Genomic DNA, 22126 nt, shown 5'->3' with positions numbered 1-22126 from the left:
TGGTGGGCGGTACAGGGATCGAACCTGTGACCCTTGCCGTGTGAAGGCAATGCTCTACCGCTGAGCTAACCGCCCGGTGTGTTGCTGAGCCGCTCATTATAGGGGCTTTTCAGAGGCCGTCAACAGTTTTTCACATTCGTGTTCACAGGCGTTTCGGGGCATGCAACCGAGCATGCCCGGCGCTACCGCAATCACATCGTGTGGGTCGGCTTGTCCGAGCCGGTCAGGCCGGCCAGCAGGGTCTCGATCTTGTGGCGCACGCCCTCGCCTTCGGCACCGTCGGCCAGCTGCACGCCGATGCCGGCGGTGCGGTTACCCTGCGCGCCGGCCGGGGTCACCCAGATCACCTTGCCGGCCACCGGCAGGCGCTCGCTGGAATCGGGCAGGGTCAGCAACAGGAACACTTCGTCACCCAGGAAGTAGCGCTTGGGCGTGGGCACGAAGATGCCGCCGTTCTTCACGAATGGCATGTACGCGCTGTACAGCGCGGCTTTGTCCTTCACGGCCAGGGACAGGATGCCCTGGCGGGCGTTGCTGGCACTCATCGATTTCCCCTTGCGGCAGGCCGCTCGTTCACCTTGTTCCAGGCCAGCAGCAACTCGACCACGGCAAGGTCTGCACGCACCGTGGTGCGCAGCAGGTCGCGGGTGCGGTTGGCCGCATCGAACCAGGCTGCAAGCTTGTGCAATCGCTCCGGCGTGGTCAAGGCATCGGTGCTGGCCTGGGCCAGCGCCAGGTCGGCGGCGAAGCGCAGGCGCAGCGCCGCGTTGTCATCACCGCACCACTTCTGCGCCAGCTCCACCGCGCCGGTCTTGCCGGCGGCCAGCTGTTCCAGCTCGCGGCCCACTTCGCGGCGCAGGCTCAGGCCATCTTCGCGCAGCCAGTTGTCAGCCTGGCCGGGATGGCCGCGCGCTGCGTCCAGCGCTTCGCGCGCGGCCGCTTCGCTGTGGCCCTGCTGCTGCAGCCAGGCCAGCGCTTCGTGCTGCGGCGGCAACTTGAATTCCAGACGCTGGCAACGGCTGCGGATGGTCTGCGGCAGGCGCGCCGGGTCGCTGCTGATCAGCCACAGGTAGCGGCCGGGCTGCGGCTCTTCCAGCGTCTTCAGCAGCGCGTTGGCCGCCGAGCGGTTGATCGCATCGGCGGGGTCGACGATCACCACCTGCGCCACGCCGTACTGCGGGGTCAGCGCCAGCTTGTCGGTGATCTCGCGCATCTGCTCGATGACGATCTCGGTACGCAGCTTGTCGCCGCTCTTGTTCGGAATGAAGCTGACCAGCTGCAGGTCAGGATGGGTGCCGGCGGCGATCAGCTGGCGCGTGCGCGTGGCATGCGCGGCATCACCGCGCGCCAGCACGTGGTCGGCCAGCGCCAGTGCCACCTCGCGCTTGCCCAGCCCGGCCGGGCCGCAGATCAGCAGGCCATGACCAAGGCGGTCGGCATCGAGCGCTGCCACGGTCTGGTCGAACGCGCGCTGCTGCCACGGCGAGAACGTGCTCATGCGCCCTCCCCGTCCTGCAGCCAGCGCTCGACCTGCGCGACCACATCGGCCGCTACACGCGCCTGCACCTGGCCGGCGTCGATCAGCGCGAAGCGCTGCGGGTCCTGCTGCGCGCGGCTGCGGAACACTTCGCGCACGCGCTGGAAGAAATCATCCTGTTCGCTTTCGATGCGGTCCGGCCACAGATCGCGCCCGTTGGCGCGTGCGCGGCCTACTGCCACGTCCACGTCCAGCAGCAGGGTCAGGCCCGGCAGCAGGCCCACCGCGCGTCGTTCCAGATCGGCAATCCACTGCGGGTCGAGGCCACGGCCACCGCCCTGGTAGGCGTAGCTGGAATCGGTGAAGCGATCGCTCAGCACATAGGCGCCGCGCTGCAGTGCCGGCTGGATCACCTGGCGCACATGCTGCGCGCGTGCAGCGAACACCAGCAGCAGCTCGGCTTCGGCGCTGAGCGGTTCGGCAGCAATCTCGGCATCGGGTTTCAGCACCAGGCCACGGATGCGCTCGGCCAGCGGCGTACCGCCCGGCTCGCGGGTCAGCACCACCTCGTGGCCGTGGCTGCGCAGGCAGTCACGGATGGCATTGATGGCGGTGGTCTTGCCTGCGCCCTCGCCGCCTTCCAGGCTGACGAAACGCGGGTGGCGAAGCAGCGCGGGACTCATTGCGCCGGGGTCTCCTTGGTACGTTGCTGGCGCAGCTGCTGCAGGTAGCGGGCCACTGCGGCGTTGTGCTGGTCCAGGCTGGGCGAGAACACGTGCGCGCCACTGCCATCGCCCACGGCGACGAAGTACAGCGCGTCGCCCGCTGCGGGTTGCGCGGCTGCCATCAGCGCATCGCGGCTGGGCATGGCGATCGGGGTCGGGGTCAGGCCGGCGCGGGTATAGGTGTTGTAGGGCGTATCGGTGGTCAGGTCGCGGCGGCGGATGTTGCCGTCATACGCAGCACCGATGCCGTAGATCACGGTCGGGTCGGTCTGCAGGCGCATGCCGATCTTCAGGCGGCGCATGAACACGCCGGCGATCTGCGGGCGCTCGCTGGCCAGCGCGGTTTCCTTCTCGATGATCGAGGCCATCGTCAGCAGTTCGTAGGGCGTGTTGATCGGCAGGTCCGGCGCACGGCTTTCCCAGGCTTCATCCAGTGCGTCCTGCATTGCGGCGTGAGCACGCTTGAGCACATCCAGATCGCTGTCGCCACGCTGGTAGACGTAGGTCTCCGGCAGGAAGCGACCTTCCGGATGCTGGCCACCGAAGCCGAGGCGCTGCATCAACGCGGCGTCATCGAGGTTGTCGGTGGTGTGCAGCAGCGGCTCGGCGCGCTTGAGCGCGGCACGCAACTGGCGGATGTTCCAGCCTTCAATGATCGTGACGCGGTGCTGCAGCACCTTGCCGGCGCGCATGCGCAGCAGCAGATCACGCGGGGTCAGGTCGCTGCTGAGCGCGTACTCACCCACCTTCAGCTTGCCGGCCGCATCGAGCTGGCGCGCCAGCAGCTGCCACTGCGCGTCCTGGCCCTCGTCCACGCCGGCGTCGCGCAGCTTGCGCAGCACCGTGCTCATGCCGTCGCCACTGGCGATGACCACGCTTTCGGCGGACGGGGTGATCGGGGCGTCGGCGAACCGGGTCTGCTGGTAGAAGAACCATGCGCCCGCGCCGGCCACGACGGCGGCCAGCACCACCACCAGCGTTACCACGAACAGACACCCGCGCTTGGCTCCCGCCATGGACTACCTCTGAACTCGATTCCGTCGTGCAGGATACCGTGCCGGTGGATTGGGGTCATGACCGGGGGCATGCGCCTGTGCCGACCGACGGTCGGCACCCACCCGAACAATGGCACCCACCGGTACCGGTAGTGCCGGCCGCTGGCCGGCAATCGCGCGGATCATGGGTGCATGAGGTTGCCGGCCAGCGGCCGGCACTACCGGAATACGCCTACCCCTGCTGGCCCAGCGCGCGCAGCAGGCCGCGGGCCTTGGCGCGGGTCTCGTCCAGTTCCTTGTCCGGGTCCGAGTCGACCACGATGCCGGCGCCGGTGCGGAAGCTCACCTCGTGGCCATCCACTTCGGCGGTGCGGATCAGGATGTTCAGGTCCAGGTCGCCATCGCGGTTCAGCCAGCCGAACGCGCCGGTGTAGGCACCACGCGGCACCTGCTCCAGCTCGCTGATGATCTGCATGCAGCGCACCTTCGGGCAGCCGGTGATGGTGCCGCCGGGGAAGGTGGCGGCGATCACCTCGCCGGGGGTGACCTCCGGGCGCAGATGGCCGCTGACGTTGCTGACGATGTGATGCACGTGCGCGTAGCTCTCCACGGTCATCAGCTCATCGACCACCACGGTACCGGGCAGGCAGATGCGGCCCAGGTCGTTGCGTTCCAGGTCGATCAGCATCACGTGCTCGGCACGCTCCTTGGGGTGGCCGACCAGCTCCTGGATGCGCGCGGCATCATCGTCCCCCTCGAAGCGCGGACGCGTGCCGGCAATCGGGCGGGTCTGCGCGTGGCCGGCATGCACCGACACCAGCCGTTCCGGCGAGGAACTGACCACATGGCGGCCGTGCGCGCTGAACAGGCCGGCGAACGGTGCCGGGTTGGCACGGCGCAGCTGCGCGTACAGCGCCTGCGGACTGACCGGCGCGGCGAACTGCGCGCTCCAGCGCCGCGACAGGTTCACCTGGAACACATCGCCGGCACGCAGGTACTCGATCACCCGGCGCACGCCGTCGGTGAAGCGCTGCGGCGCGTCCTCGCCGACCGACTGCGGTGGCTGCCAGCCCTGCCCGGCTTCGGGCAGCGTGGCCGAGGCCAGTGCCACCAGCGCATCCAGCAACGCCTGCTCGCCGGCTTCGGCGATGACGAAGCTGGCCTCGTTGTAGTGGTCGTGCAGCACCGCGGCCGGGCAGCGCAGCGCCAGCGCGGTCGGGCGGCCGTCCTCGCGTGCGCGCGCCGGCAGCACCGGTTCTATCTGGCTGGCCACTTCGTAGTCCAGCATCAACGCCCAACCGCCGCGGAACGGCAGGCTGTGGCTGCCGTCATGCGGCAGGCGTTCGTGCTGCCAGGCGCGGTCCAGAACCTGCAGGAAGCTGCCGGCCTGCACCGCATCATGCTGGTCGCGCACCTGGCCATCGGCATCCAGCCGCAGGCTATCGCCCTGCGCCGCCAGCAGCAGGCTCCAGCGGCCCTGGGCGGTGCCCGAGGCGGTGGATTCCATCAGCAGCGGGAAGCGTGCCGGGTCGTGCTGCTGCAGAGCCAGCAGATCGATCGGGTGCGGCAGCGGGTGGATCAGCGGTGCGTGGGTCATGGCGGCCAGTTCGGGGATTCAGATGCACGGAAGCCGCCTTGCGGCGGCCTCCTCGTGCGTAGAGTCGAGCTTGCTCGACTGTGTTGCACGTTCAGTCGAGCATGGCTCGACTCTACACAAGGGCGGAGTCGAGCAAGCTCGACTCTACAACGTCGGTCAGACGCGCTTGAAGATCAGCGTGCCGTTGGTGCCGCCGAAGCCGAAGCCATTGGACATCACCACGTCGACCTTGGCCTGGCGTGCTTCATTGGGCACGTAGTCCAGATCGCAGCCTTCACCCGGCTGCTGCAGGTTGATGGTCGGCGGGATGACGTTGTCCTGCAGCGCCATCACCGAGAAGATCGCTTCCACGCCGCCGGCGGCACCCAGCAGGTGGCCGGTCATCGACTTGGTGGAGCTGACCATCATCTTGTAGGCGTGGTCGCCGAAGGCGGTCTTCATCGCCATGGTCTCGCCCAGGTCGCCCAGCGGAGTGGAGGTGCCGTGCGCGTTGAGGTAGCCCACCTGTTCCGGGGTCACGCCGGCGTCCTTCATGGCCATGACCATGCAGCGCGCGGCGCCTTCGCCGTTCTCGCTCGGTGCGGTCATGTGGTACGCGTCGGAGCTGGCGCCGAAGCCGGCCAGTTCGCAGTAGATCTTCGCGCCACGTGCCTTGGCGTGCTCGTACTCTTCCAGGATCAGGATGCCGGCGCCGTCGCCCAGCACGAAGCCGTCACGGTCCTTGTCCCACGGGCGCGAGGCCTGTTCCGGGGCGTCGTTGCGGGTGCTCATGGCCTTCATCGCGCAGAAGCCGCCCAGTGCGGTCGGCGACGAGCCACGCTCGGCACCACCGACCACCATCACGTCGGCATCGCCGTACTGGATCATGCGCATGGCGGTGCCGATCGAATGGTTCGAGGTTGCGCACGCAGACACCGCCGAGAACGACGGGCCCTTCAGGCCGGTGATGATGCTCAGCTGGCCCGGCAGCATGTTGATGATGGTCTTGGGCACGTAGAAGGGCGAGATCTTCTTGCCCTCATGGAACTCGATGGTCTGCTCTTCGATGCCGAGCAGGCCGCCGATGCCGGCGCCGACGATGGCGCCGATGCGCTCGGCATTGGCGTCGGTGATTTCCAGGCCCGAGTCGTGCAGGGCCATGAACGAGGCACCGAGGCCGTAATGGATGAACGGGTCCATCTTCTTGGCATCCTTGCCGCTGACCCGGAACTTGCCGAACAGTTCATTGTCGGCGGTGATGTCGAATCCCTTGACCTCACCTGCAATCTTGGTGGTGAACCGATCCAGATAGGCATCAGAAACGTTGGTCAGCGGACCGATGCCCGAACGACCCTGGGTGATGCCTTCCCAGCTGCTGGCCAGATCATTGCCCAACGGCGAGACGATACCCAGGCCGGTTACGACGACGCGACGCTTCATTGCTGATTCTCCTGGCCCGGATGATTTCAACGGGCAACTCGGTTTGCTTCGGTGTGATGCTCAAACACACGGGGCCGCAACAGCGGCCCCATGGGGTGCGGTGCGCGGCGAGCGTGAGCCCGCGCGCGCACTGCCGTCTGACATCAGGCCTTGACGTGGGCCTTGATGTAGTCGATGGCGGCCTGCACGGTGCTGATCTTCTCGGCTTCTTCGTCCGGGATCTCGCACTCGAATTCCTCTTCCAGGGCCATCACCAGCTCGACGGTGTCCAGCGAGTCAGCGCCCAGGTCATCGACGAACGATGCGCTGTTGGTGACTTCTTCTTCCTTGACGCCAAGCTGTTCGACGACGATTTTCTTGACGCGTTCTTCGATGGTGCTCATGGGATCTCGCTCCAGATGGAGTTGTGGTTCAAAAGTGGTCGCCATCAAAGGCGATGGCCGTGGGATAGTGTAGTGGAAACCGGCGCGGCCTTGCATCGCAGCAAAAACCTCCGCAGATCAACCACTTGCGGCGCAATCCCTGCGCCCCTTGCTTACGGCATGTACATGCCACCGTTCACATGGAGGGTTTCGCCGGTGATGTAACCGGCAGCCGGGCCGGCCAGGAAGGCCACCGCATGGGCGATGTCTTCCGGCGAACCCAGGCGTTCGAGGGCGATGTCGTTGATCAGCGCGGTACGCGCTTCTTCCGGCAACGCCTTGGTCATGTCGGTGTCGATGAAGCCGGGTGCGACAACATTGACGGTGACACCGCGCGAACCGATTTCCTTGGCCAGCGACTTGCTGAAGCCGATGATGCCGGCCTTGGCGGCAGCGTAGTTGGCCTGGCCGGCATTGCCGGTCACGCCCACCACCGATGCGATGTTGATGATGCGGCCCTTGCGCGCCTTCATCATGCCGCGCATCACCGCCTTGCTGGTGCGGAACACGCTGGTCAGGTTGGTGTCGATGATCGACGCCCAGTCCTCGTCCTTCATGCGCATCAGCAGGTTGTCGCGGGTGATGCCGGCATTGTTCACCAGGATCGAGATCGGGCCGAATTCCTTGGCGATGCCATCGAGCACACTGTCCAGCGCAGCTGCGTCGGTGACGTTCAGCGCGCGGCCGTGGCCACCGTGGGCGGCCAGGCGCTCACCGATCGCGGCGGCGCCGGATTCAGTGGTGGCGGTGCCGATGACGGTGGCGCCCTGGGCGGCCAGCAGATCGGCGATGGCGGCACCAATGCCACGGCTGGCGCCGGTGACCAGTGCGATTTCACCCTGCAGGGGCTTGCTCATGATGTTTTCCTCAGGCTGGGACGGCCGCCGTACCCGTACCGCTTGCAGCGGCCACCGGTACGGTCGGCAGGAACAAGGGAGATCAGGCCGACCATGCCTCGCGGGCGGCTTCGAAGTCGCCTGGCGTGGCCAGCGAACGGCCGTCGATGGCCTTGTCGATACGCTTGACCAGACCGGTCAGCACCTTGCCCGGGCCGCACTCGGCGATCCGGGTGACGCCACGGCCAGCCAGCGCCTGCACGCACCCGGTCCACTGCACCGGCTGGTACAGCTGCTGGACCAGCGCGGTACGGATCGCGTCAATGCCGTCATGCACCTTGGCGTCGACGTTCTGCACCACCGGCAGCTGCGGCGCCTGCCAGGCCAGGCCGGCCATCACTTCGGCCAGGCGGTTGGCGGCTTCGCGCATCAACGGGGTGTGCGAGGGCACGCTCACGGCCAGCTTGACCGCCTTGCGCACGCCCTTCTCGGCCAGCAGCGCCAGCGCACGGTCGACCGCGTCGGCGTCGCCACCGATCACGATCTGGCCCGGCGAATTGAAGTTGGCCGGCACCACCACCTGGCTGCCTGCGGCTTCGGCGCAGACGTCCAGCACCAGCTGGTCTTCGGCGCCGAGCACGGCGGCCATGGCACCGACGCCGGCCGGTGCGGCTTCCTGCATCAGCTGGCCGCGCAGGCGCACCAGGTGCGCACCGTCATGCAGGCTCAGCGCGCCAGCGGCAACCAGGGCGGTGTACTCGCCCAGGCTGTGACCGGCCAGCACCGACGGGCGCGGACCGCCCACGGCGTTCCAGGCGCGCCACACGCCGATGCTTGCGGCCAGCAGGGCCGGCTGGGTGTATTCGGTGCGGTTGAGCATTTCCTCCGGGCCACCCTGGGACAGCGCCCACAGGTCGACGCCGGCACCATCGGATGCCTCGGTGAAGGCTTCACGCACCTGCGGGTGCAGTTCAGCCAGCTCGGCCACCATGCCCACAGACTGCGAGCCCTGGCCGGGGAAGACAAAAGCGAGGGTGGATACGGTCACGCGGTCATCCGCTTGTTGCAATCGAAGCGGGCCATGATAAGGGGGAACATGCCGTGTCGTCTGTACGTGCGCGTATGCACGCGTATGGTGGGCCAGCCGCGGAACGCCGCCGGGCATGGCCCGGCGGACGCACAGTCAGCAGAACAGCTGCAGGACGTCCAGATCGCCGTCGGCGAGGAAATCCACGCACAGGCCCACCAGCATCAGCACGCCAGCGGTGCTGGCGCCATGGGCGATGAAGATGGAGTGGGCCAGCGCGCGCGCCGAGCGGCCCAGCTTCATGCAGACCCGGGCCAGGCTGCGCAGGCGGCCAGTGACCGCGTGCACGTGCTCGCGCACCGGCGCCTGCGCATCGCCCATCGCCTCGGCCATCATCGCCTGCAGGTGCTCGGGGCGGTCGGCGTAGTACTTGGCCACGCCATAGCCGAACATCAGCCAGTCGCGGGCCTGCGCTTCGGACAGATCCATCACTTCCAGCGGATCTTCCTCGAAGTCGATGAAGCCGACCTTCTCCCCATCCCAGGTGAGATTGCGCGGCAACGGCTGACCGAAATAGGCGCCGCGCGCATGCGCTGCGGCAATGGCCAGCATGGCCGCCATCACCAGGCGGTCGCGACCGGCCTCGTCGGCTTCGCGCAGGCAGGTATTGAACGAACTGCCGTTGTCGCCGATCACCAGCGCAGCATGGCCGGTGCCCAGCACATCGGGCACGTTCACGCCCTGCGCCTGCAGTTCTGCAAGGCGACGGGCTTCGGTTTCGCGCGCGGCGTCACCGCCACGGTGCGGCGGCGGGCGCAGGGCATCCAGATGAAAACGACGGGCAACAAAATTGAGCAGGCCAAGGGCCAGCGCGCGGCTTCCCTTGCCGTACTGCTTCAGCCAGGCACGTTGCCCTTCGATGACGATGGGCTCAACCATGACAGGTCCTCCTTAAACGCGTTACGGCCCCAGAGGGGCCGCAACGACAAAGCTTCACGTTGTCGTAACTTGCACTATCAATAGCGCAGCAGAGCCGAACCCCACGTGAAGCCGCCGCCGAAGGCTTCCAGCAGCAGCAGCTGGCCACGTTCGACCTTGCCCGAGCGCACGGCGGCGTCCAGCGCCAGCGGCACCGAGCCGGACGAGGTGTTGCCGTGCTTGTCGACGGTGACCACGACCTGGTCCATCGACATGTCCAGGCGCTTGGCGGTGGCTTCGATGATGCGCAGGTTGGCCTGGTGCGGAATCAGCCAATCCAGGTCGGACTTGTCCAGGCCGTTGGCAGCCAGAGTCTCGTCCACGACCGAGTCCAGCGCCTTGACGGCGTACTTGAACACGTCGTTGCCCTTCATGTTGATGGTGCCGCCGCCATTGGCGCCGTCCTTGAAGCCGGTCGAAACGCCAACCGGGTTCCACAGCAGCTCCTTCTTGCTGCCATCGGCATGCAGGTGGGTGCTGAGGATGCCGGTGTCTTCGTCGGCCTTGAGCACGACGGCGCCGGCGCCATCGCCGAACAGCACGCAGGTGGTGCGATCGTTCCAGTCGACCATGCGGGTCAGCGTTTCGGTGCCGATCACCAGCACGTGCCTGCAGTCGCCGGAGCGGATGAACTTGTCGGCCACGCCCAACGCGAACACGAAGCCCGAGCAGGCGGCGTTGACGTCGAAGGCGGGGCACCCGGCCACACCGAGCTTTGCCTGGATCAGGCACGCGGTGGACGGGAAAATGAGATCAGGGGTGGTCGTGCCGACCACGATCATGTCGAGCTGCGAGGCGTCGATGCCTGCGGCTTCAAGCGCGCGCAGGGCGGCGTTGTAGCCAAGGTCGCTGGTGGTTTCGCCTTCGGCCGCGATGTGCCGCTCACGAATGCCGGTGCGCGACTGGATCCACTCATCCGAGGTTTCGACCATTTTTTCCAGGTCGGCGTTGGTCAGGACTTTTTCCGGCAAATAGCTACCGGTGCCCGCGATCCTCGAGTAGATCCGCTTGCTCATCATGTTTCCTGTTGCGCGGGCCGCCGATCACCGGCACACCCGGGAAAGAAGGCAAAGGCCGCTGCCCGGAGGCAGCGGCCTTCCCGGCACATCAATCTTCTTCGACGGCCGAGGTCTTGGTCTGGATGACCTTCTTGCCGCGGTAGAAACCATCGGCAGTGATGTGGTGACGCAGATGCACTTCGCCGGTGGTCGGGTCGGTCGACAGCTGCTTGGCGCTCAGGGCGTCATGCGAACGGCGCTGGCCGCGGCGGGACGGGGTAACACGGGATTTCTGGACAGCCATGGGATTGCTCCAAACTCGGTTCGTTTTGCTTCGTCGTTTCGTCGCACAGGACGCCAGCGCCCAGCACACTTTTCGCTTTCGCCGCAGCCGCCGACGACAACCGGCTGCTATTGTTTCTTCAATGCCGCCAACGCCGCAAACGGGTTGGCCTTCTTTGTTTCTTCTTCGCTCGGTGCCCAGTCCTGATCGACTGCCTCACCGTCGGGCGACAGCGGCACCACAGGCACCGCCAGCACCAACTCGTCCTCGACCAGGTCCAGCGGACGCAGCTGGCCGTCTTCCGGCACCAGCAACGCCTCGTACTCCTCCGGCAGGGACGATTCCTCGTCCTCGTCGCGGATCAGGCCAAGCCTTTGGGTCACCTTCACCGGCAACAGGAATCGCTGCATGCTGCGCTGACACGTCAGCGGCAACGCGGTGTCGATGGTCAGTTCCACATAGGATACCCGCAAGACGTCGTCGCGACCGAATTCAAGCGAGTAATTGCACTCACCGTCGGTATCTGCGACCAACCCCTGCAGGCGGGTCAATTCAGCCAGGGACACCTGACCGTCGAAGCGCCTTCGCGCTACAACCATCCGCCAGGCATCCAGCGTTTCGGGCACGTTCGCGGACATAAGCCGCTGAATACTAAGGATCGGGGCGGCGGCTGTCAAATGCCCGCCATACAGGACTTGCCGCTGGCGCTGCGGACACGCCAGACTGCCGCGCCCTGCCCCGGTATTCTCGCATGTCACTGGTCCTGGCCTCCACCTCCCGCTACCGCCGCGAGCTGCTGCAGCGATTGGGCCTTGCCTTCGACTGCGCGCGCCCGGAGGTGGATGAAACCCCGTTGAATGGCGAAGCGCCGCGGGCGCTGGCCACGCGCCTGGCTGCGGCCAAGGCCGCCGAGGTGGCTGCCCGCCATCCGGGCGCCTGGGTAATCGGCTCGGACCAGGTCGCGGACCTGAACGGCCAGCCGCTGGGCAAACCCGGTACGGTCGAGGCCGCCTGTGCGCAGCTGGCAGCGATGTCCGGGCAGACCGTGCGCTTCCACACCGCCGCCTGTCTCAGCCGTGATGGAGAATCATTCACGGCCGTCGATCTGACCGAAGTCTGCTTCCGCGCACTGGAACCGGACGAGATCGCCCGCTACGTGACCACCGAGCAGCCAGTGGACTGCGCCGGCAGCTTCAAATGCGAGGGCCTGGGCATCAGCCTGTTCGACGCCATCGACAACCGCGACCCGACCGCGCTGGTCGGCCTGCCGTTGATCGCGGTGTGCGGACTGCTGCGCAGGGCCGGTTTCGCGGTGCCCTGAACTGTAGCGTCGAGCCCTGCCCGACTGCTTCTGCTGTAGATGGCAGGCGGCCCGGAAAAAGCAGTCGAGCATGGCTCGACCCTACAAAAGCAGAAGCCTCAACGGACCTCGAACGGCTGCTCCTGCCATTGCTCCACGCTGCCATCGCGGCCATACAGGCGCAGGCCCAGCCAATGCCTGCCCGGCGCCAGCGTGGTGGTATCCAGCGATGCGTCGAAGCCCACCGCCGGGTGCTGCGGATCGGTGCTGTCCGGCCACACGGGGCGCACGTCGAACACACGCCCATAGCGGGCGTCACCGATGGAACGGCCATCGACCAGCACTTCGACGCGTGCCAGGCCGACGCCATCCTTGAACGCCCAGCCCTTGATCGCGAACGTGCCGGACACCTTCTCGCCATTGGACGGCGCATCCAGCCACGCCATCGCCGGCGTCACGCACGGCCCTTCCGCGCGCTGCACCGGCAGGCGGAACAACAGGAAGCGCTGGAACCCGTGATCACTGCTGACCACGCGTGGCGCAGGCATCGGCCCCACCTGATCGCAGATGGCGTGATAGCGCTCCAGCAGTTCGCGATAGCGCTGGTCACTGGGTGACAGCACCAGCAGCATCGGCGCCGTGCGCTCGCCCTCATGCAGCAGGCCCCACTGTGCCAGCTGCGCGGTGCGGCCATGCTTGTCATTGAGCGGATGCGGCAGCACCTCGATGTTGCCATTGCCCAGCTGGAAGCCCAGCTCGGCGCCAACCTTGAAGTTGCCGGCCAGCACGCGCGTCCCTTCCGGCATCTGCCGAAGCTCTTCATGGACCGCTACGGCCAGTGGTTGCCAGCCAGCGAAATTGCGCGGGTAGTACTTGCTGCCGGCCATCTGCTCGCGCAGTGCCGGCGTGGATGCCATCAGGTAGTAGCCGAACGCCAGCACCATGCCCGCGCCTGCCAGCCACCAGCCGGTGCGGCGCAGCCAGCGCGGCCAGCCGTTGAGCACTACCGGCACCGCCACCAGCAGTGCGAGGTAGCCCGGCAGCGGCCAATGGAAACTGATCCGCTCGACGTCAGTGAAGAAGCCAAGCACGAAAATGCCCAGCGTGGATACGCCGCCCACCAGGCCGAAATAGCGCCACTGCACGCGCGCACCGCCACCGCTCCGGGTTCCTGCCAGCGCCACCTTCCACATCGCCATGCACAGGATCGGCGTCACCAGCATCGGCTGGATCACCAGGAACCACAGCCCGCCCCATTCAAAGGCCCAGGGATGACGTTCGACCACCTGGAATTTCAGACCGGCATCGTGGTTGTCCGCATTCCACGCCAGCAGTGGCAGCCATGCCAGCACGCCCACCGCCAGTGCGACCCACACGCGCGGATCGGCCAGCATGCGCCGCCCCTGCGGCAATGCCAGCAGCGCGATGAAACCGACGCCGATGACACCGATGAAACGGTAGTGGCTGAGTGCACCGATCAGCAGGCCCAGCGCCAGCTTCATCGCCGAGGAGGCATCCACGTTGTGCAGCAGGCGCGCACCGGCGTGCAGGCAGATCACCGCCGCCAGCGCCATCGGCACGTCGGGTACCGCCAGCAGGCCCAGCGTCGCCGACAACGGCATCAACAGCGTGAGGCTGCCCGCCTGCCAACCCGCCACATTGCCGAACCAGCGCGTGGCCGTGCGCACCACCAGCAGCGGCAACAGCGCACCGATGGCCAGGAACGGCAGGCGCAGCGCAAGCACGTGATGACCGCCGAGCTCCACGCCCAGGCGGGCCAGCCAGGCGGTCAACCCGGGCAGATCCGAATAGGCCGCGGCCAGATGCTGGCCTTCCTGCCAATAGAACGCCTCGTCGACGAACAGCGGCAAGCGCGCGGCAACGATCAGCTTGGCCGCTGTGACCAGCGTCCATAACCAGAGAAATATCGTCCGTGCGCGCTGTTCGCCTTGCATTGCTCTATGGATAATCGAGTGGATTCCAGATCTGAGACGATCATGCCAGCTTCGTCCCCCAACCCCAGCATGCTAACCGATCAATTGCGTCAGGCCCTGCGGGAGGCACAGGATCAGGTGAACGCACTGGTACTGGGCAAGGTGCCGGAAGTCAGGCTGGCGTTCGTCGCATTGCTGTCCGGCGGTCACCTGCTGATCGAAGATCTGCCCGGCCTGGGCAAGACCACGCTGGCGCATGCGCTGGCCAGCAGCCTCGGCCTCAGCTTCCAGCGCGTGCAGTTCACCTCCGATCTGTTGCCCGCCGATGTGCTGGGCGTCTCGGTGTATGAAGCCGGCAGCCGTCAGTTCCAGTTCCACCCCGGCCCGGTGTTCACCCACGTACTGCTGGCCGACGAGATCAACCGCGCACCACCGCGCACGCAGAGCGCGTTGCTGGAAGCGATGGCCGAGCAACAGGTCACCCTGGACGGACAGACGCATCCGCTGCCCGACCCGTTCTTCGTGATCGCTACGCAGAACCCGGTGGATCTGTCCGGCACGTTCCCGCTGCCGGATTCGCAGCTGGACCGCTTCCTGCTGCGACTGGCGATGGGTTACCCCAGCGCGCAGGCCGAGCGCGAGCTGCTGCGCGGCAGCGATCGCCGCGACCTGATCGCGCGTGCCGTACCGAAACTGGATGACACCCAGGTGCGCGCGCTGCGCGACGCGGTGAACCAGGTGCATGCCAGTGACGCGCTGATCGACTATGTGCAGGCGCTGCTGACCCGCAGCCGCCAGCATGCCGGTGTGCGCGTGGGCCTGTCGCCACGTGCGGGCCTGGCCCTGCTGCGCGCGGCCAAGGCACATGCACTGCTGCTGGGGCGCGGCCATGTGGTGCCCGAAGACGTGCAGACCCTGTTCGTGGCGGTGGCCGGTCACCGACTGGTGGCGGAAGCCGAATCCAGTTCGGGTCCGGCACTGGCGCGCGCGATCCTGCAGACCGTCGCGGTGGACTGAGCGTGGCCACACGCTGGGCACGCATGCAGCTGCTGGCTCGGCCACGCAGGCCCGAAGCCTTGCCGAGGCGGCTGGACCGCCATCGCATCTATGTGCTGCCCACCCGCTTCGGCCTGTTCGTTGCCACCCTGCTGACGGCCATGCTGCTGGGCGCACTGAACTACAACAACAACCCGGCGCTGTTGCTGGCCCTGCTGCTCGCGGCAGCAGCAATCGCCAGTGCCATTGCCGCGCATCTCCAGTTGTCCGGCGTGCAGATCGATGCGATCTCCGCCGAGCCGGTAGCGGCCAGGCAACCGTTGCGTCTGCGCGTGGACCTCTCACTGCGTGACCCGCGTGCGCGGCACGGCCTTCATCTGCAGCTGGGTGACAGCAACGCCTGGACCTCGCTGCCTGCGCACGGCCGTGGCGAAGTGGAACTGGACGTTCCCAGCGAACGCCGTGGCTGGCTGGAACTGCCGCGCATCCGACTGTCCACCACCCAGCCGCTGGGCCTGGTGCGGGCGTGGTCGTGGGTGTGGCCGGAACAGCCGCTGCTGGTCTACCCGCTGGCCGAAGCCGTGGCGCCTGCACTGCCGGAGAGCGGCAGCGATCCGCTGCACACCCGCGCCCATGCCAGCGGCGAGGAACTGCATCAGCTGCGCCCCTACCGGGCGGGCGATGCGCCGCGCAGCATTTCCTGGAAGCACTCGGCTCGCCGCGACAGCCTGCTGGTGCGCGAGTACGAAAAGCCGGTCGGCATCGAAGTGATCCTCGACTGGCGCGCATTGGCGCCGTTGGGCCATGAAGCACGCATCGCTCGATTGGCGCGCTGGGTGGATGTGGCAGAGCGCGAGGGCCGCCGCTACACCCTGCTGCTGCCTGCACACCCGCCGTTCGGGCCCGGTCAGGGCGCCAGCCACCATCACCTGTGCCTGCGTGCGCTGGCGCTGATGCCGCATGACTGAGACCCCGGCCCTGCTCGACCGCAATGCCCGCAACTGGACCCTGGCCAGCGCGGCGCTGGCCTTGTTGCCGTTGCTGCTGCAGCTGCCGCCACTGCTGGCTGGTGTGATCGCGCTGGCGGCGATCATCACCGCCGCCCTGTCGTGGCGGACAGTGTTGCCGATGCCGGTACGCCTGCTGCTGGTGCTGGGCATGCTCGGCGCCATCGTCTGGCAGATGGGCATGGTGCGCCCCGGGCGCGATACCGGTTGCGCACTGCTGGCCGCGATGCTGGCGATCAAGTCCAGCGAGCTGCGCAGCCTGCGTGATGCCCGCAGCCTGCTCGGCTTCGCGCTGTTCTCGCCCTTTGCAGCATTCCTGCTCGACCAGGGGCCGCTGACAACCGCGCTGGCCGCGCTGGCCGGGGGCAGCGCACTGATCGCGCTGCAACGCCTGGCCCAGGATGAAGGTCATGCCGGCCGCCTGCCACTGCGCGGGCAGCTGCATGGTGTCGGCCGCCTGTTGGCGATCGGCCTGCCGCTGGCATTGGCCTGCTTCTGGCTGTTCCCGCGCCTGGCCACACCACTGTGGGGTGTTCCCGAGCGCGCCGTGGGTACACCGGGGTTGTCCGACAGCATGGAGCCCGGCCAGTGGTTGGACCTGATGGCCGACGACAGCCCGGCGCTGCGCGTGCAGTTCTTCGGCACTCCACCCGAGCCGGCGCAGCGTTACTGGCGCGGCCCTGTACTGACAGCCTTCGATGGACGGCGCTGGACACGCGACCGCGCCAGCGCGCGGCGGCCTGCTGCGGTGGTTGAAGCAAGTACACAGGGCTGGGATTACCAGATCGACTACGAGCCGACCGACCGCCGCCAGCTGGTGGCGCTGGACCTGCCCAGCCGCGCGCCTGCAGGCAGCATGCTGGATGCGGACATGAGCCTGAGCAGCGAACGCCCGCTGGCCTCGCTCAGCCGCTGGCGGTTGCATTCGGCCCCCCCCCTGCGTTTCGACAGCACGCTGTCGCCCTATCTGCGCCGCGAGACGCTGCAGCTGCCAACTGGCTTCAACCCGCGCACCGCCACGTTGGCGCAGCAATGGCGACAGGAGGCTGGCAGCGATGACGAGGCCATCGTGCGCCGCGCGCTGCAGTGGATCACCACCGACTTCTCGTACACGCTGGACACCCCTGCGGCGGGACGCGACCCGATCGACGAGTTCCTGTTCGGCTACAAGGCCGGCTTCTGTGAACACTTCAGCTCGGCCTTCGTGGTGCTGATGCGCAACGCCGGCGTCCCGGCGCGGGTGGTGACCGGTTTCGCCGGCGGCACCCGCAACCGCATCGGCGACTACTGGGTAGTGCGGCGAATGGATGCCCACGCCTGGGCCGAGGTGTGGCTGCCGCAGCGCGGCTGGGTCCGGGTCGACCCGACCGCAGCCGTGGCACCGGAACGCATCCTGGACACGCTGGATGACCGCCTGCAGGCCGGCACGGACACGCCACTGCAGCAGCGTTGGCTGCAGCTGGGCCAGCTGGGCGACTGGCTGCGCCGCGGCTGGAACGACCTGGTGCTGTCGTTCGATGCGCGCCGCCAGCAACAGCTGCTCAAGCCGTTCGGGCTGGACGATCTGGGCCCCGGGCAGCTGGTCGCTGGCTTCGTGGTGGCCGCACTGCTGGCGCTGGCGTGGATGGCCTGGCTGCTGGCCCGTGGCGAGCGCGAACGCGACCCGCTGCTGCGCGTCTGGCACCGGCTCGGACGGCGCTACGCCCGCCTCGGCCTGGCCCGTGAACCGCACGAAACCGCCCAGGACTGGGCACAGCGCGTACACCGGCAGCGTCCTGACCCGGCCCTGCTCGCGCTCAGCCAGCGTTTCGCTGATGCGCGTTACGCTGGAACTTGCACCGACCTCGCTTCATTATTGCGGGACCTGCGCAGGCATCGCCCGACTTCCGGAGCCTCCCCATGAACACCAAGTTCCTTCTCACCGCTGTGGCCACGCTGGCCCTGTCGGCCTGCGCCACGGCCCCCAAGCCGCTGCAGGGACAGTTCAGCCTGGTCTCCCCTCGCGATTCGGTCGCTACCCAGCAGGTCGGCACGCCGGTCCGTTGGGGCGGTCGCATCATCGAAACCAAGCCCGGCCAGGGCGAGACCTGCTTCCAGATCATCTCGCGCCCGCTCAATGGCAGTGGCCGCCCGAACACCACTTCGTCCGATGCCAGCGACGGTCGTTTCATCGCCTGCCGTGCCGGCTTCTACGACCCGGCGGTGTTCGAAGCCGGTCGTGACGTGACCTTCATCGGCAAGATCGACGGCTACCAGAACACCCGCATCGGCGAATACGACTACCGCCTGCCGAAGCTGTCGGCCGATGTGATCTACCTGTGGCCGGAACAGCGTCAGGTCGACGTGGTGCCCTACCCCTATGGCCCGTGGGGCCCGAGCCCGTATGGCCCGTACTGGGGCGGCTATGGTCGCTGGGGCTGGTGGTGATCGTCACCGCACAGGCATGACGGAAAAGGCCGCCCTCGGGCGGCTTTTTCCATCCTCGTCGGGATACGGTAGATCCACGCCAGGCGTGGATAGGGGCTTCAACGCCCCGGGGTACCGAAGTGCCCCAGCGGCGCACCGGCCAGCAGGTGCATGTGGATATGGAACACGGTCTGCCCGGCGTCCTCGCGGCAGTTCATCACGATGCGGTAGCCGTCCTGAGCAAAGCCCTCGCGGCGCGCGTACTCGGCGGCAGCCAGCGCCAGCTTGCCGATCAGGTGCGCCTGCGACGGCTGCAGGTCATCCAGGGTCGGAATGATCTCGTTCTTCGGAATGAACAGCACGTGCACCGGCGCCTGCGGTGCGATGTCCTTGAAGCCCAGCACCTCGTCATCCTCGTAGACGATGGTGGCCGGGATCTCGCGACGGATGATCTTGCTGAAGAGGGTTTCGTTGCTCATGATCGGCCTCGGCGGGGATGTCTCCCGCATTGTAGGCCGCCCGCGCCCGGCCATGCCGACCGTTGCTCAATCGCGGAATTCGCTGCGCGTCCCGAACGCGTGCGACAGCGTGCCACGATCAACGTATTCCAGTTCGCCGCCCAGCGGCAGGCCCTGCGCCAGGCGGCTGGGCTGCACCTTGCGCGCGCGCGCCAGCTGCGCCAGGTAATGCGCGGTGGCCTCCCCCTCCACAGTGGCGCTGGTGGCGATGATCAGCTCCTGCACCTCGCCTTCGGCCAGCCGCCGCTCCAGCTGCTCCAGGCCCAGCTCGCGCGGGCCGATGCCATCGAGCGGCGACAGCCGCCCCTGCAGCACGAAGTAGACACCGCGGAAACCGGTGGCGTTTTCGATGGCCAGGCGGTCGGCCGGCGATTCGACCACGCACAGCTGGCTGCGCTCGCGGCTGCCGTTGGCACAGGTCGGGCACAGCTCGGTTTCGCTGAAATCGCGGCACTGCACGCAGTGGCCGATTCGCTCCACCGCCAATGCCAGTGTCTCGGCCAGACGCTGGCCACCTTCGCGCTCGCGCTCGAGCAGGTGATAGGCCATGCGCTGCGCAGTCTTCTGGCCGACGCCAGGCAGCACCCGCAATGCGTCGATCAATTGTTCAAGCAGGGGTGCGGACACGGCGGCATGCTTTCATGGCGTCGAGCACGCTCGACAGCTGTTTGTAGAGTCGAGCCATGCTCGACTGAAGGTTGGAACAGTCGAGCAAGCTCGACTCTACGGGATCCGTGGCACCCGGTTACACGGATGCCACGCTGAAAATCAGAACGGCAGCTTCATGCCCGGCGGCAGCTGCATGCCGGCGGTGGCCGACCCCATCTTCGACTTCGACTCGGCATCGATCTTGTTCGACGCATCATTGAAGGCGGCGGCGATCAGGTCTTCCAGCATCTCCGGGTCGCTGGTCAGCGACGGGTCGATGCGCACCTTGCGGCATTCCTTGGCACCGGTCAGGGTCACGCTGACCATGCCGCCGCCGGCGCTGCCGGTCACTTCGATCTTGGCGATTTCTTCCTGGGCCTTCTGCAGGTTTTCCTGCATCTTCTGGGCCTGCTGCATCAGTTGGGCGATGTTTCCGCGCATGGTGTCTTACTCGTCAAAAGAACGGATGGAATCGGAAACAACCCGGGCACCGTGCTGTTGGATCAGCACCTGCACTTCCGGGTCGTCCATGAAAACGGCCTCTGCCACCTGCTGCCGCTCACTACGCTGGCGGTCGGCGCGCTGGTGCAGGGTCTCGGCCGGAACGTGTTCGGTTTCCACGGTCTCGACCACGATCTTCGGCGCCTGGTCGAGGGCCTTCTCCAGCATCTCGCCCAGGGCGGCCAGCGCGCGCTCCGAGCGCAGGTATTCAAATCCGGGCGAAAGGCCCAGTTTCAAGGTCCCGTGCTGGCAACTGATGAAGGCAGCGTTGGCGGCCAGCTGCCGCGACGGGCCGCTCAGGCCACTGTTGGCGACCAGATCCAGCCAATCCTCGGCGCTGGCCAGATCGCTGACACCTTCCTGCGGCACGGCATCACGTGCCGGGGCCGGCTCGGCCGGCGCGATGGCAATGCCTTCAGTGCGGAACGGGCGCTCGGGCGGCGCAGGCTCGCTGGGAGCCGCGACGGGAGCTGGCGGTTCATGCCAGGGCGCCACCATGGCAGCGTCCGGCCCAGCCATCTCGGCCGCCAGCGCCTCGTCACGCGCCTCGGCTTCGTCGGTGGCCCACGGCGGCGGGTCGTCGCCCGCTTCGGCTTCAACGGATGCCGGTGCCGCTGCTTCGGCCTTCACCGGCGGCGGTGACACGGGCTCTTCCACCGGAACCGGCTCGGGCTCCGGGGTCGGGTCCGGTTCGGGTCGTGGGGCCGGCTCAGGTTCGGGTTCAGCTTCGCGCGGCGCGGCCTGCGCCGGAGCGGCCACCTGCGCTACTACGGCCGGGCTTGCCAAAGTGGCGGCAGCCGCCGGTGTCGCTTCGTGGGTACCCGTACCGCTGCCACCACCGGCAGCATTGCCACCCGGCGCATTGCCTGCACCATCCACCGACTTCGGCACCGGCGGGACCGCCGCGGCCGGGCGGAACGCCAGCATGCGCAGCACAGCCATTTCAAAGCCCGCGCGCGGGCTAGGCGCCAGCGGCAGGTCGCGACGGCCGTTCAAGGCCATCTGATACCAGAGCTGCACCACTTCCGGACGCAGGCGTTCGGCGAACACCGTCGCATCCAGGCCTTCGGCAGCCGCTGCGGCACCCGGTACCAGCTGCTGCACCTGGATGCGATGCAGGCCTTCGGCCAGCGCTTCCAGTACGCCGCTCCAGTCCGGCGAGAACTCCGCCAGCGCAGCCACCACCTGCAACAGGCGCGGACCATCGCCTTCGGCCAGCGCATCGAGCATCGCTGCCACCTGGGTGCGGTCGACCGTGCCCAGCATGGTGCGCACCACGTCCTCGCGCAGCGCGCCGCCGGCGTAGGCGATCGCCTGGTCCAGCAGCGACAGGCCGTCACGCAGGCTGCCGTCGGCGGCCTTGGCCAGCTGCACGATGGCGCTGCCGTCGGCCTCGATTTCCTCAGCCGCCAGGATGCGGGTCATCTGGCCCTGGATCTGATCCTCGTCCAGGCGCTTGAGGTTGAACTGCAGGCAGCGGCTGAGCACGGTGACCGGCAGCTTCTGCGGGTCGGTGGTGGCCAGCAGGAACTTCACGTGCTCCGGCGGCTCTTCCAGCGTCTTCAGCAGCGCGTTGAACGCCGCCTTGGACAGCATGTGCACTTCGTCGATCAGGTAGACCTTGTACTTGCCACGCGAGGGCATGTACTGCGCGTTCTCGATCACCTCGCGCACGTCATCCACACCGGTGTTGGACGCGGCGTCGATTTCCAGCAGGTCGATGTAGCGGCCAGCGTCGATGTCCAGGCAGGCCGCGCACTGGCCGCATGGGTCTGCGCTGGTGCCCTGCTCGCAGTTCAGCGACTTGGCGAAGATGCGCGCGATGGTGGTCTTGCCCACGCCGCGGGTACCGGTGAACAGGAACGCATGGTGGACCCGGCCGCTGTCCAGCGCGTTGCTGAGCGCACGGACCACGTGTTCCTGGCCCACCAGCTCGGCAAAACGCTTCGGACGCCACTTGCGGGCAAGGACGAGATAGGACATCAGGCCACCGTTTTCCATCGGATGTTCCATTGTGCCATGCCTGTCCAGCCCCCTCGCCTCCGGCACGTCCTTCGCA

At 67.4% G+C, this 22126-nt stretch carries 23 protein-coding genes and 1 tRNA gene; 5 read left to right on the top strand and 19 right to left on the bottom strand.

Annotation, left to right across the window (positions count from 1 at the left end):
* The 14 genes from ACZLHH_RS04875 to ACZLHH_RS04810 all read right to left on the bottom strand — a co-directional run bounded on the left by ACZLHH_RS04875 (position 1) and on the right by ACZLHH_RS04810 (position 11395).
* Positions 1 to 75, bottom strand: a tRNA-Val gene (locus tag ACZLHH_RS04875).
* Positions 76 to 191: 116 nt separating this feature from the next.
* Complete coding sequence (locus ACZLHH_RS04870) at positions 192 to 545, bottom strand: PilZ domain-containing protein (RefSeq protein ID WP_005412452.1); 354 nt, start codon at positions 543 to 545, stop codon at positions 192 to 194.
* Entirely contained in the window at positions 542 to 1498 is a 957-nt protein-coding gene (locus ACZLHH_RS04865; RefSeq protein WP_049463477.1) for a DNA polymerase III subunit delta', read from the bottom strand. Before ACZLHH_RS04865 ends, ACZLHH_RS04870 begins: the two co-directional genes overlap by 4 nt.
* Entirely contained in the window at positions 1495 to 2160 is a 666-nt protein-coding gene (tmk, locus tag ACZLHH_RS04860; protein ID WP_049400648.1) for a dTMP kinase, read from the bottom strand. The genes ACZLHH_RS04865 and tmk overlap by 4 nt, the downstream gene beginning before the upstream one ends.
* Positions 2157 to 3218: an endolytic transglycosylase MltG gene (gene mltG, locus ACZLHH_RS04855; RefSeq protein WP_132809360.1), complete on the bottom strand. Its 1062-nt coding sequence runs from the start codon at positions 3216 to 3218 to the stop codon at positions 2157 to 2159. Before mltG ends, tmk begins: the two co-directional genes overlap by 4 nt.
* 211 nt (positions 3219 to 3429) lie before the next feature.
* Complete coding sequence (locus ACZLHH_RS04850; protein ID WP_032127762.1) at positions 3430 to 4794, bottom strand: aminodeoxychorismate synthase component I; 1365 nt, start codon at positions 4792 to 4794, stop codon at positions 3430 to 3432.
* Positions 4795 to 4950: 156 nt separating this feature from the next.
* Positions 4951 to 6213: a beta-ketoacyl-ACP synthase II gene (fabF, locus tag ACZLHH_RS04845; RefSeq protein WP_049463472.1), complete on the bottom strand. Its 1263-nt coding sequence runs from the start codon at positions 6211 to 6213 to the stop codon at positions 4951 to 4953.
* Between the two features lie 143 nt (positions 6214 to 6356).
* A complete protein-coding gene (acpP, locus tag ACZLHH_RS04840; RefSeq protein WP_005415509.1) occupies positions 6357 to 6596 on the bottom strand; it encodes an acyl carrier protein in 240 nt (79 codons plus the stop codon).
* Between the two features lie 152 nt (positions 6597 to 6748).
* Positions 6749 to 7492, bottom strand: a complete 744-nt coding sequence (gene fabG / locus ACZLHH_RS04835) for a 3-oxoacyl-ACP reductase FabG (protein WP_004146899.1) — start codon at positions 7490 to 7492, stop codon at positions 6749 to 6751.
* Positions 7493 to 7574: 82 nt separating this feature from the next.
* The gene (gene fabD, locus ACZLHH_RS04830) at positions 7575 to 8519 is read right to left on the bottom strand and encodes an ACP S-malonyltransferase (RefSeq protein ID WP_032127764.1); all 945 of its coding nucleotides are present in this window, start codon (positions 8517 to 8519) and stop codon (positions 7575 to 7577) included.
* A gap of 135 nt (positions 8520 to 8654) precedes the next feature.
* Positions 8655 to 9437 (bottom strand): BUD32 family EKC/KEOPS complex subunit, encoded by a 783-nt coding sequence (locus ACZLHH_RS04825; RefSeq protein WP_032127765.1) that lies wholly within the window; start codon positions 9435 to 9437, stop codon positions 8655 to 8657.
* A gap of 77 nt (positions 9438 to 9514) precedes the next feature.
* Positions 9515 to 10492, bottom strand: a complete 978-nt coding sequence (locus tag ACZLHH_RS04820) for a beta-ketoacyl-ACP synthase III (RefSeq protein WP_032127766.1) — start codon at positions 10490 to 10492, stop codon at positions 9515 to 9517.
* A 91-nt stretch (positions 10493 to 10583) separates the two neighbouring features.
* Positions 10584 to 10778 carry a 50S ribosomal protein L32 gene (gene rpmF, locus ACZLHH_RS04815; RefSeq protein ID WP_005408308.1) on the bottom strand — a complete coding sequence of 65 codons (195 nt, stop codon included), beginning with the start codon at positions 10776 to 10778 and terminating at the stop codon, positions 10584 to 10586.
* 107 nt (positions 10779 to 10885) lie between these two features.
* Complete coding sequence (locus ACZLHH_RS04810) at positions 10886 to 11395, bottom strand: YceD family protein (protein ID WP_049463470.1); 510 nt, start codon at positions 11393 to 11395, stop codon at positions 10886 to 10888.
* Between the two features lie 113 nt (positions 11396 to 11508).
* Between ACZLHH_RS04810 and ACZLHH_RS04805 the strand changes: the two genes are divergently transcribed.
* Entirely contained in the window at positions 11509 to 12078 is a 570-nt protein-coding gene (locus ACZLHH_RS04805) for a Maf family protein (RefSeq protein WP_478478756.1), read from the top strand.
* Between the two features lie 98 nt (positions 12079 to 12176).
* On the opposite strand, the gene ACZLHH_RS04800 is transcribed toward ACZLHH_RS04805, so the two are convergent.
* Complete coding sequence (locus ACZLHH_RS04800; protein ID WP_032127769.1) at positions 12177 to 14012, bottom strand: glycosyltransferase family 39 protein; 1836 nt, start codon at positions 14010 to 14012, stop codon at positions 12177 to 12179.
* Between the two features lie 42 nt (positions 14013 to 14054).
* Here ACZLHH_RS04800 and ACZLHH_RS04795 point away from each other — a divergent pair, with 42 nt between their 5' ends.
* Genes ACZLHH_RS04795 through ACZLHH_RS04780 form a run of 4 tightly spaced genes read left to right on the top strand, consistent with a single transcriptional unit; the run spans position 14055 to position 18421 of the window.
* Positions 14055 to 15008, top strand: coding sequence for an AAA family ATPase (locus ACZLHH_RS04795; RefSeq protein ID WP_049400642.1), 954 nt, complete (start codon positions 14055 to 14057; stop codon positions 15006 to 15008).
* A 23-nt stretch (positions 15009 to 15031) separates the two neighbouring features.
* Positions 15032 to 15955, top strand: coding sequence for a DUF58 domain-containing protein (locus tag ACZLHH_RS04790; RefSeq protein WP_049463466.1), 924 nt, complete (start codon positions 15032 to 15034; stop codon positions 15953 to 15955).
* Positions 15948 to 17897, top strand: a complete 1950-nt coding sequence (locus tag ACZLHH_RS04785) for a transglutaminase TgpA family protein (protein ID WP_049463464.1) — start codon at positions 15948 to 15950, stop codon at positions 17895 to 17897. The genes ACZLHH_RS04790 and ACZLHH_RS04785 overlap by 8 nt, the downstream gene beginning before the upstream one ends.
* Positions 17894 to 18421: a Slp family lipoprotein gene (locus tag ACZLHH_RS04780; protein WP_032127773.1), complete on the top strand. Its 528-nt coding sequence runs from the start codon at positions 17894 to 17896 to the stop codon at positions 18419 to 18421. Before ACZLHH_RS04785 ends, ACZLHH_RS04780 begins: the two co-directional genes overlap by 4 nt.
* A gap of 98 nt (positions 18422 to 18519) precedes the next feature.
* On the opposite strand, the gene ACZLHH_RS04775 is transcribed toward ACZLHH_RS04780, so the two are convergent.
* The 4 genes from ACZLHH_RS04775 to dnaX all read right to left on the bottom strand — a co-directional run bounded on the left by ACZLHH_RS04775 (position 18520) and on the right by dnaX (position 22050).
* Positions 18520 to 18879, bottom strand: coding sequence for a histidine triad nucleotide-binding protein (locus tag ACZLHH_RS04775; RefSeq protein ID WP_014646179.1), 360 nt, complete (start codon positions 18877 to 18879; stop codon positions 18520 to 18522).
* 66 nt (positions 18880 to 18945) lie between these two features.
* Entirely contained in the window at positions 18946 to 19545 is a 600-nt protein-coding gene (recR, locus tag ACZLHH_RS04770; protein ID WP_005408299.1) for a recombination mediator RecR, read from the bottom strand.
* 141 nt (positions 19546 to 19686) lie between these two features.
* Entirely contained in the window at positions 19687 to 20007 is a 321-nt protein-coding gene (locus tag ACZLHH_RS04765; protein ID WP_005408298.1) for a YbaB/EbfC family nucleoid-associated protein, read from the bottom strand.
* Between the two features lie 6 nt (positions 20008 to 20013).
* Positions 20014 to 22050: a DNA polymerase III subunit gamma/tau gene (gene dnaX / locus ACZLHH_RS04760; protein ID WP_049463517.1), complete on the bottom strand. Its 2037-nt coding sequence runs from the start codon at positions 22048 to 22050 to the stop codon at positions 20014 to 20016.
* Positions 22051 to 22126: the final 76 nt, after the last annotated feature.

The organism is Stenotrophomonas sp. 28608_Sma (genome assembly GCF_056486185.1).
The sequence above is the reverse complement of the archived record's forward strand: the minus strand, read 5'-3'. Positions and strand labels throughout refer to the sequence as shown.

Bases quoted from the DNA above. Each gene is read 5' to 3' on its own strand.
- ACZLHH_RS04870 (WP_005412452.1), bottom strand. From the start codon at position 545: ATGAGTGCCAGCAACGCCCGCCAGGGCATCCTGTCCCTGGCCGTGAAG.
- ACZLHH_RS04865 (WP_049463477.1), bottom strand. From the start codon at position 1,498: ATGAGCACGTTCTCGCCGTGGCAGCAGCGCGCGTTCGACCAGACCGTG.
- tmk (WP_049400648.1), bottom strand. From the start codon at position 2,160: ATGAGTCCCGCGCTGCTTCGCCACCCGCGTTTCGTCAGCCTGGAAGGC.
- mltG (WP_132809360.1), bottom strand. From the start codon at position 3,218: ATGGCGGGAGCCAAGCGCGGGTGTCTGTTCGTGGTAACGCTGGTGGTG.
- ACZLHH_RS04850 (WP_032127762.1), bottom strand. From the start codon at position 4,794: ATGACCCACGCACCGCTGATCCACCCGCTGCCGCACCCGATCGATCTG.
- fabF (WP_049463472.1), bottom strand. From the start codon at position 6,213: ATGAAGCGTCGCGTCGTCGTAACCGGCCTGGGTATCGTCTCGCCGTTG.
- acpP (WP_005415509.1), bottom strand. From the start codon at position 6,596: ATGAGCACCATCGAAGAACGCGTCAAGAAAATCGTCGTCGAACAGCTT.
- fabG (WP_004146899.1), bottom strand. From the start codon at position 7,492: ATGAGCAAGCCCCTGCAGGGTGAAATCGCACTGGTCACCGGCGCCAGC.
- ACZLHH_RS04825 (WP_032127765.1), bottom strand. From the start codon at position 9,437: ATGGTTGAGCCCATCGTCATCGAAGGGCAACGTGCCTGGCTGAAGCAG.
- ACZLHH_RS04820 (WP_032127766.1), bottom strand. From the start codon at position 10,492: ATGAGCAAGCGGATCTACTCGAGGATCGCGGGCACCGGTAGCTATTTG.
- rpmF (WP_005408308.1), bottom strand. From the start codon at position 10,778: ATGGCTGTCCAGAAATCCCGTGTTACCCCGTCCCGCCGCGGCCAGCGC.
- ACZLHH_RS04810 (WP_049463470.1), bottom strand. From the start codon at position 11,395: ATGTCCGCGAACGTGCCCGAAACGCTGGATGCCTGGCGGATGGTTGTA.
- ACZLHH_RS04805 (WP_478478756.1), top strand. From the start codon at position 11,509: ATGTCACTGGTCCTGGCCTCCACCTCCCGCTACCGCCGCGAGCTGCTG.
- ACZLHH_RS04800 (WP_032127769.1), bottom strand. From the start codon at position 14,012: ATGCAAGGCGAACAGCGCGCACGGACGATATTTCTCTGGTTATGGACG.
- ACZLHH_RS04795 (WP_049400642.1), top strand. From the start codon at position 14,055: ATGCCAGCTTCGTCCCCCAACCCCAGCATGCTAACCGATCAATTGCGT.
- ACZLHH_RS04790 (WP_049463466.1), top strand. From the start codon at position 15,032: ATGCAGCTGCTGGCTCGGCCACGCAGGCCCGAAGCCTTGCCGAGGCGG.
- ACZLHH_RS04785 (WP_049463464.1), top strand. From the start codon at position 15,948: ATGACTGAGACCCCGGCCCTGCTCGACCGCAATGCCCGCAACTGGACC.
- ACZLHH_RS04780 (WP_032127773.1), top strand. From the start codon at position 17,894: ATGAACACCAAGTTCCTTCTCACCGCTGTGGCCACGCTGGCCCTGTCG.
- ACZLHH_RS04775 (WP_014646179.1), bottom strand. From the start codon at position 18,879: ATGAGCAACGAAACCCTCTTCAGCAAGATCATCCGTCGCGAGATCCCG.
- ACZLHH_RS04765 (WP_005408298.1), bottom strand. From the start codon at position 20,007: ATGCGCGGAAACATCGCCCAACTGATGCAGCAGGCCCAGAAGATGCAG.
- dnaX (WP_049463517.1), bottom strand. From the start codon at position 22,050: ATGTCCTATCTCGTCCTTGCCCGCAAGTGGCGTCCGAAGCGTTTTGCC.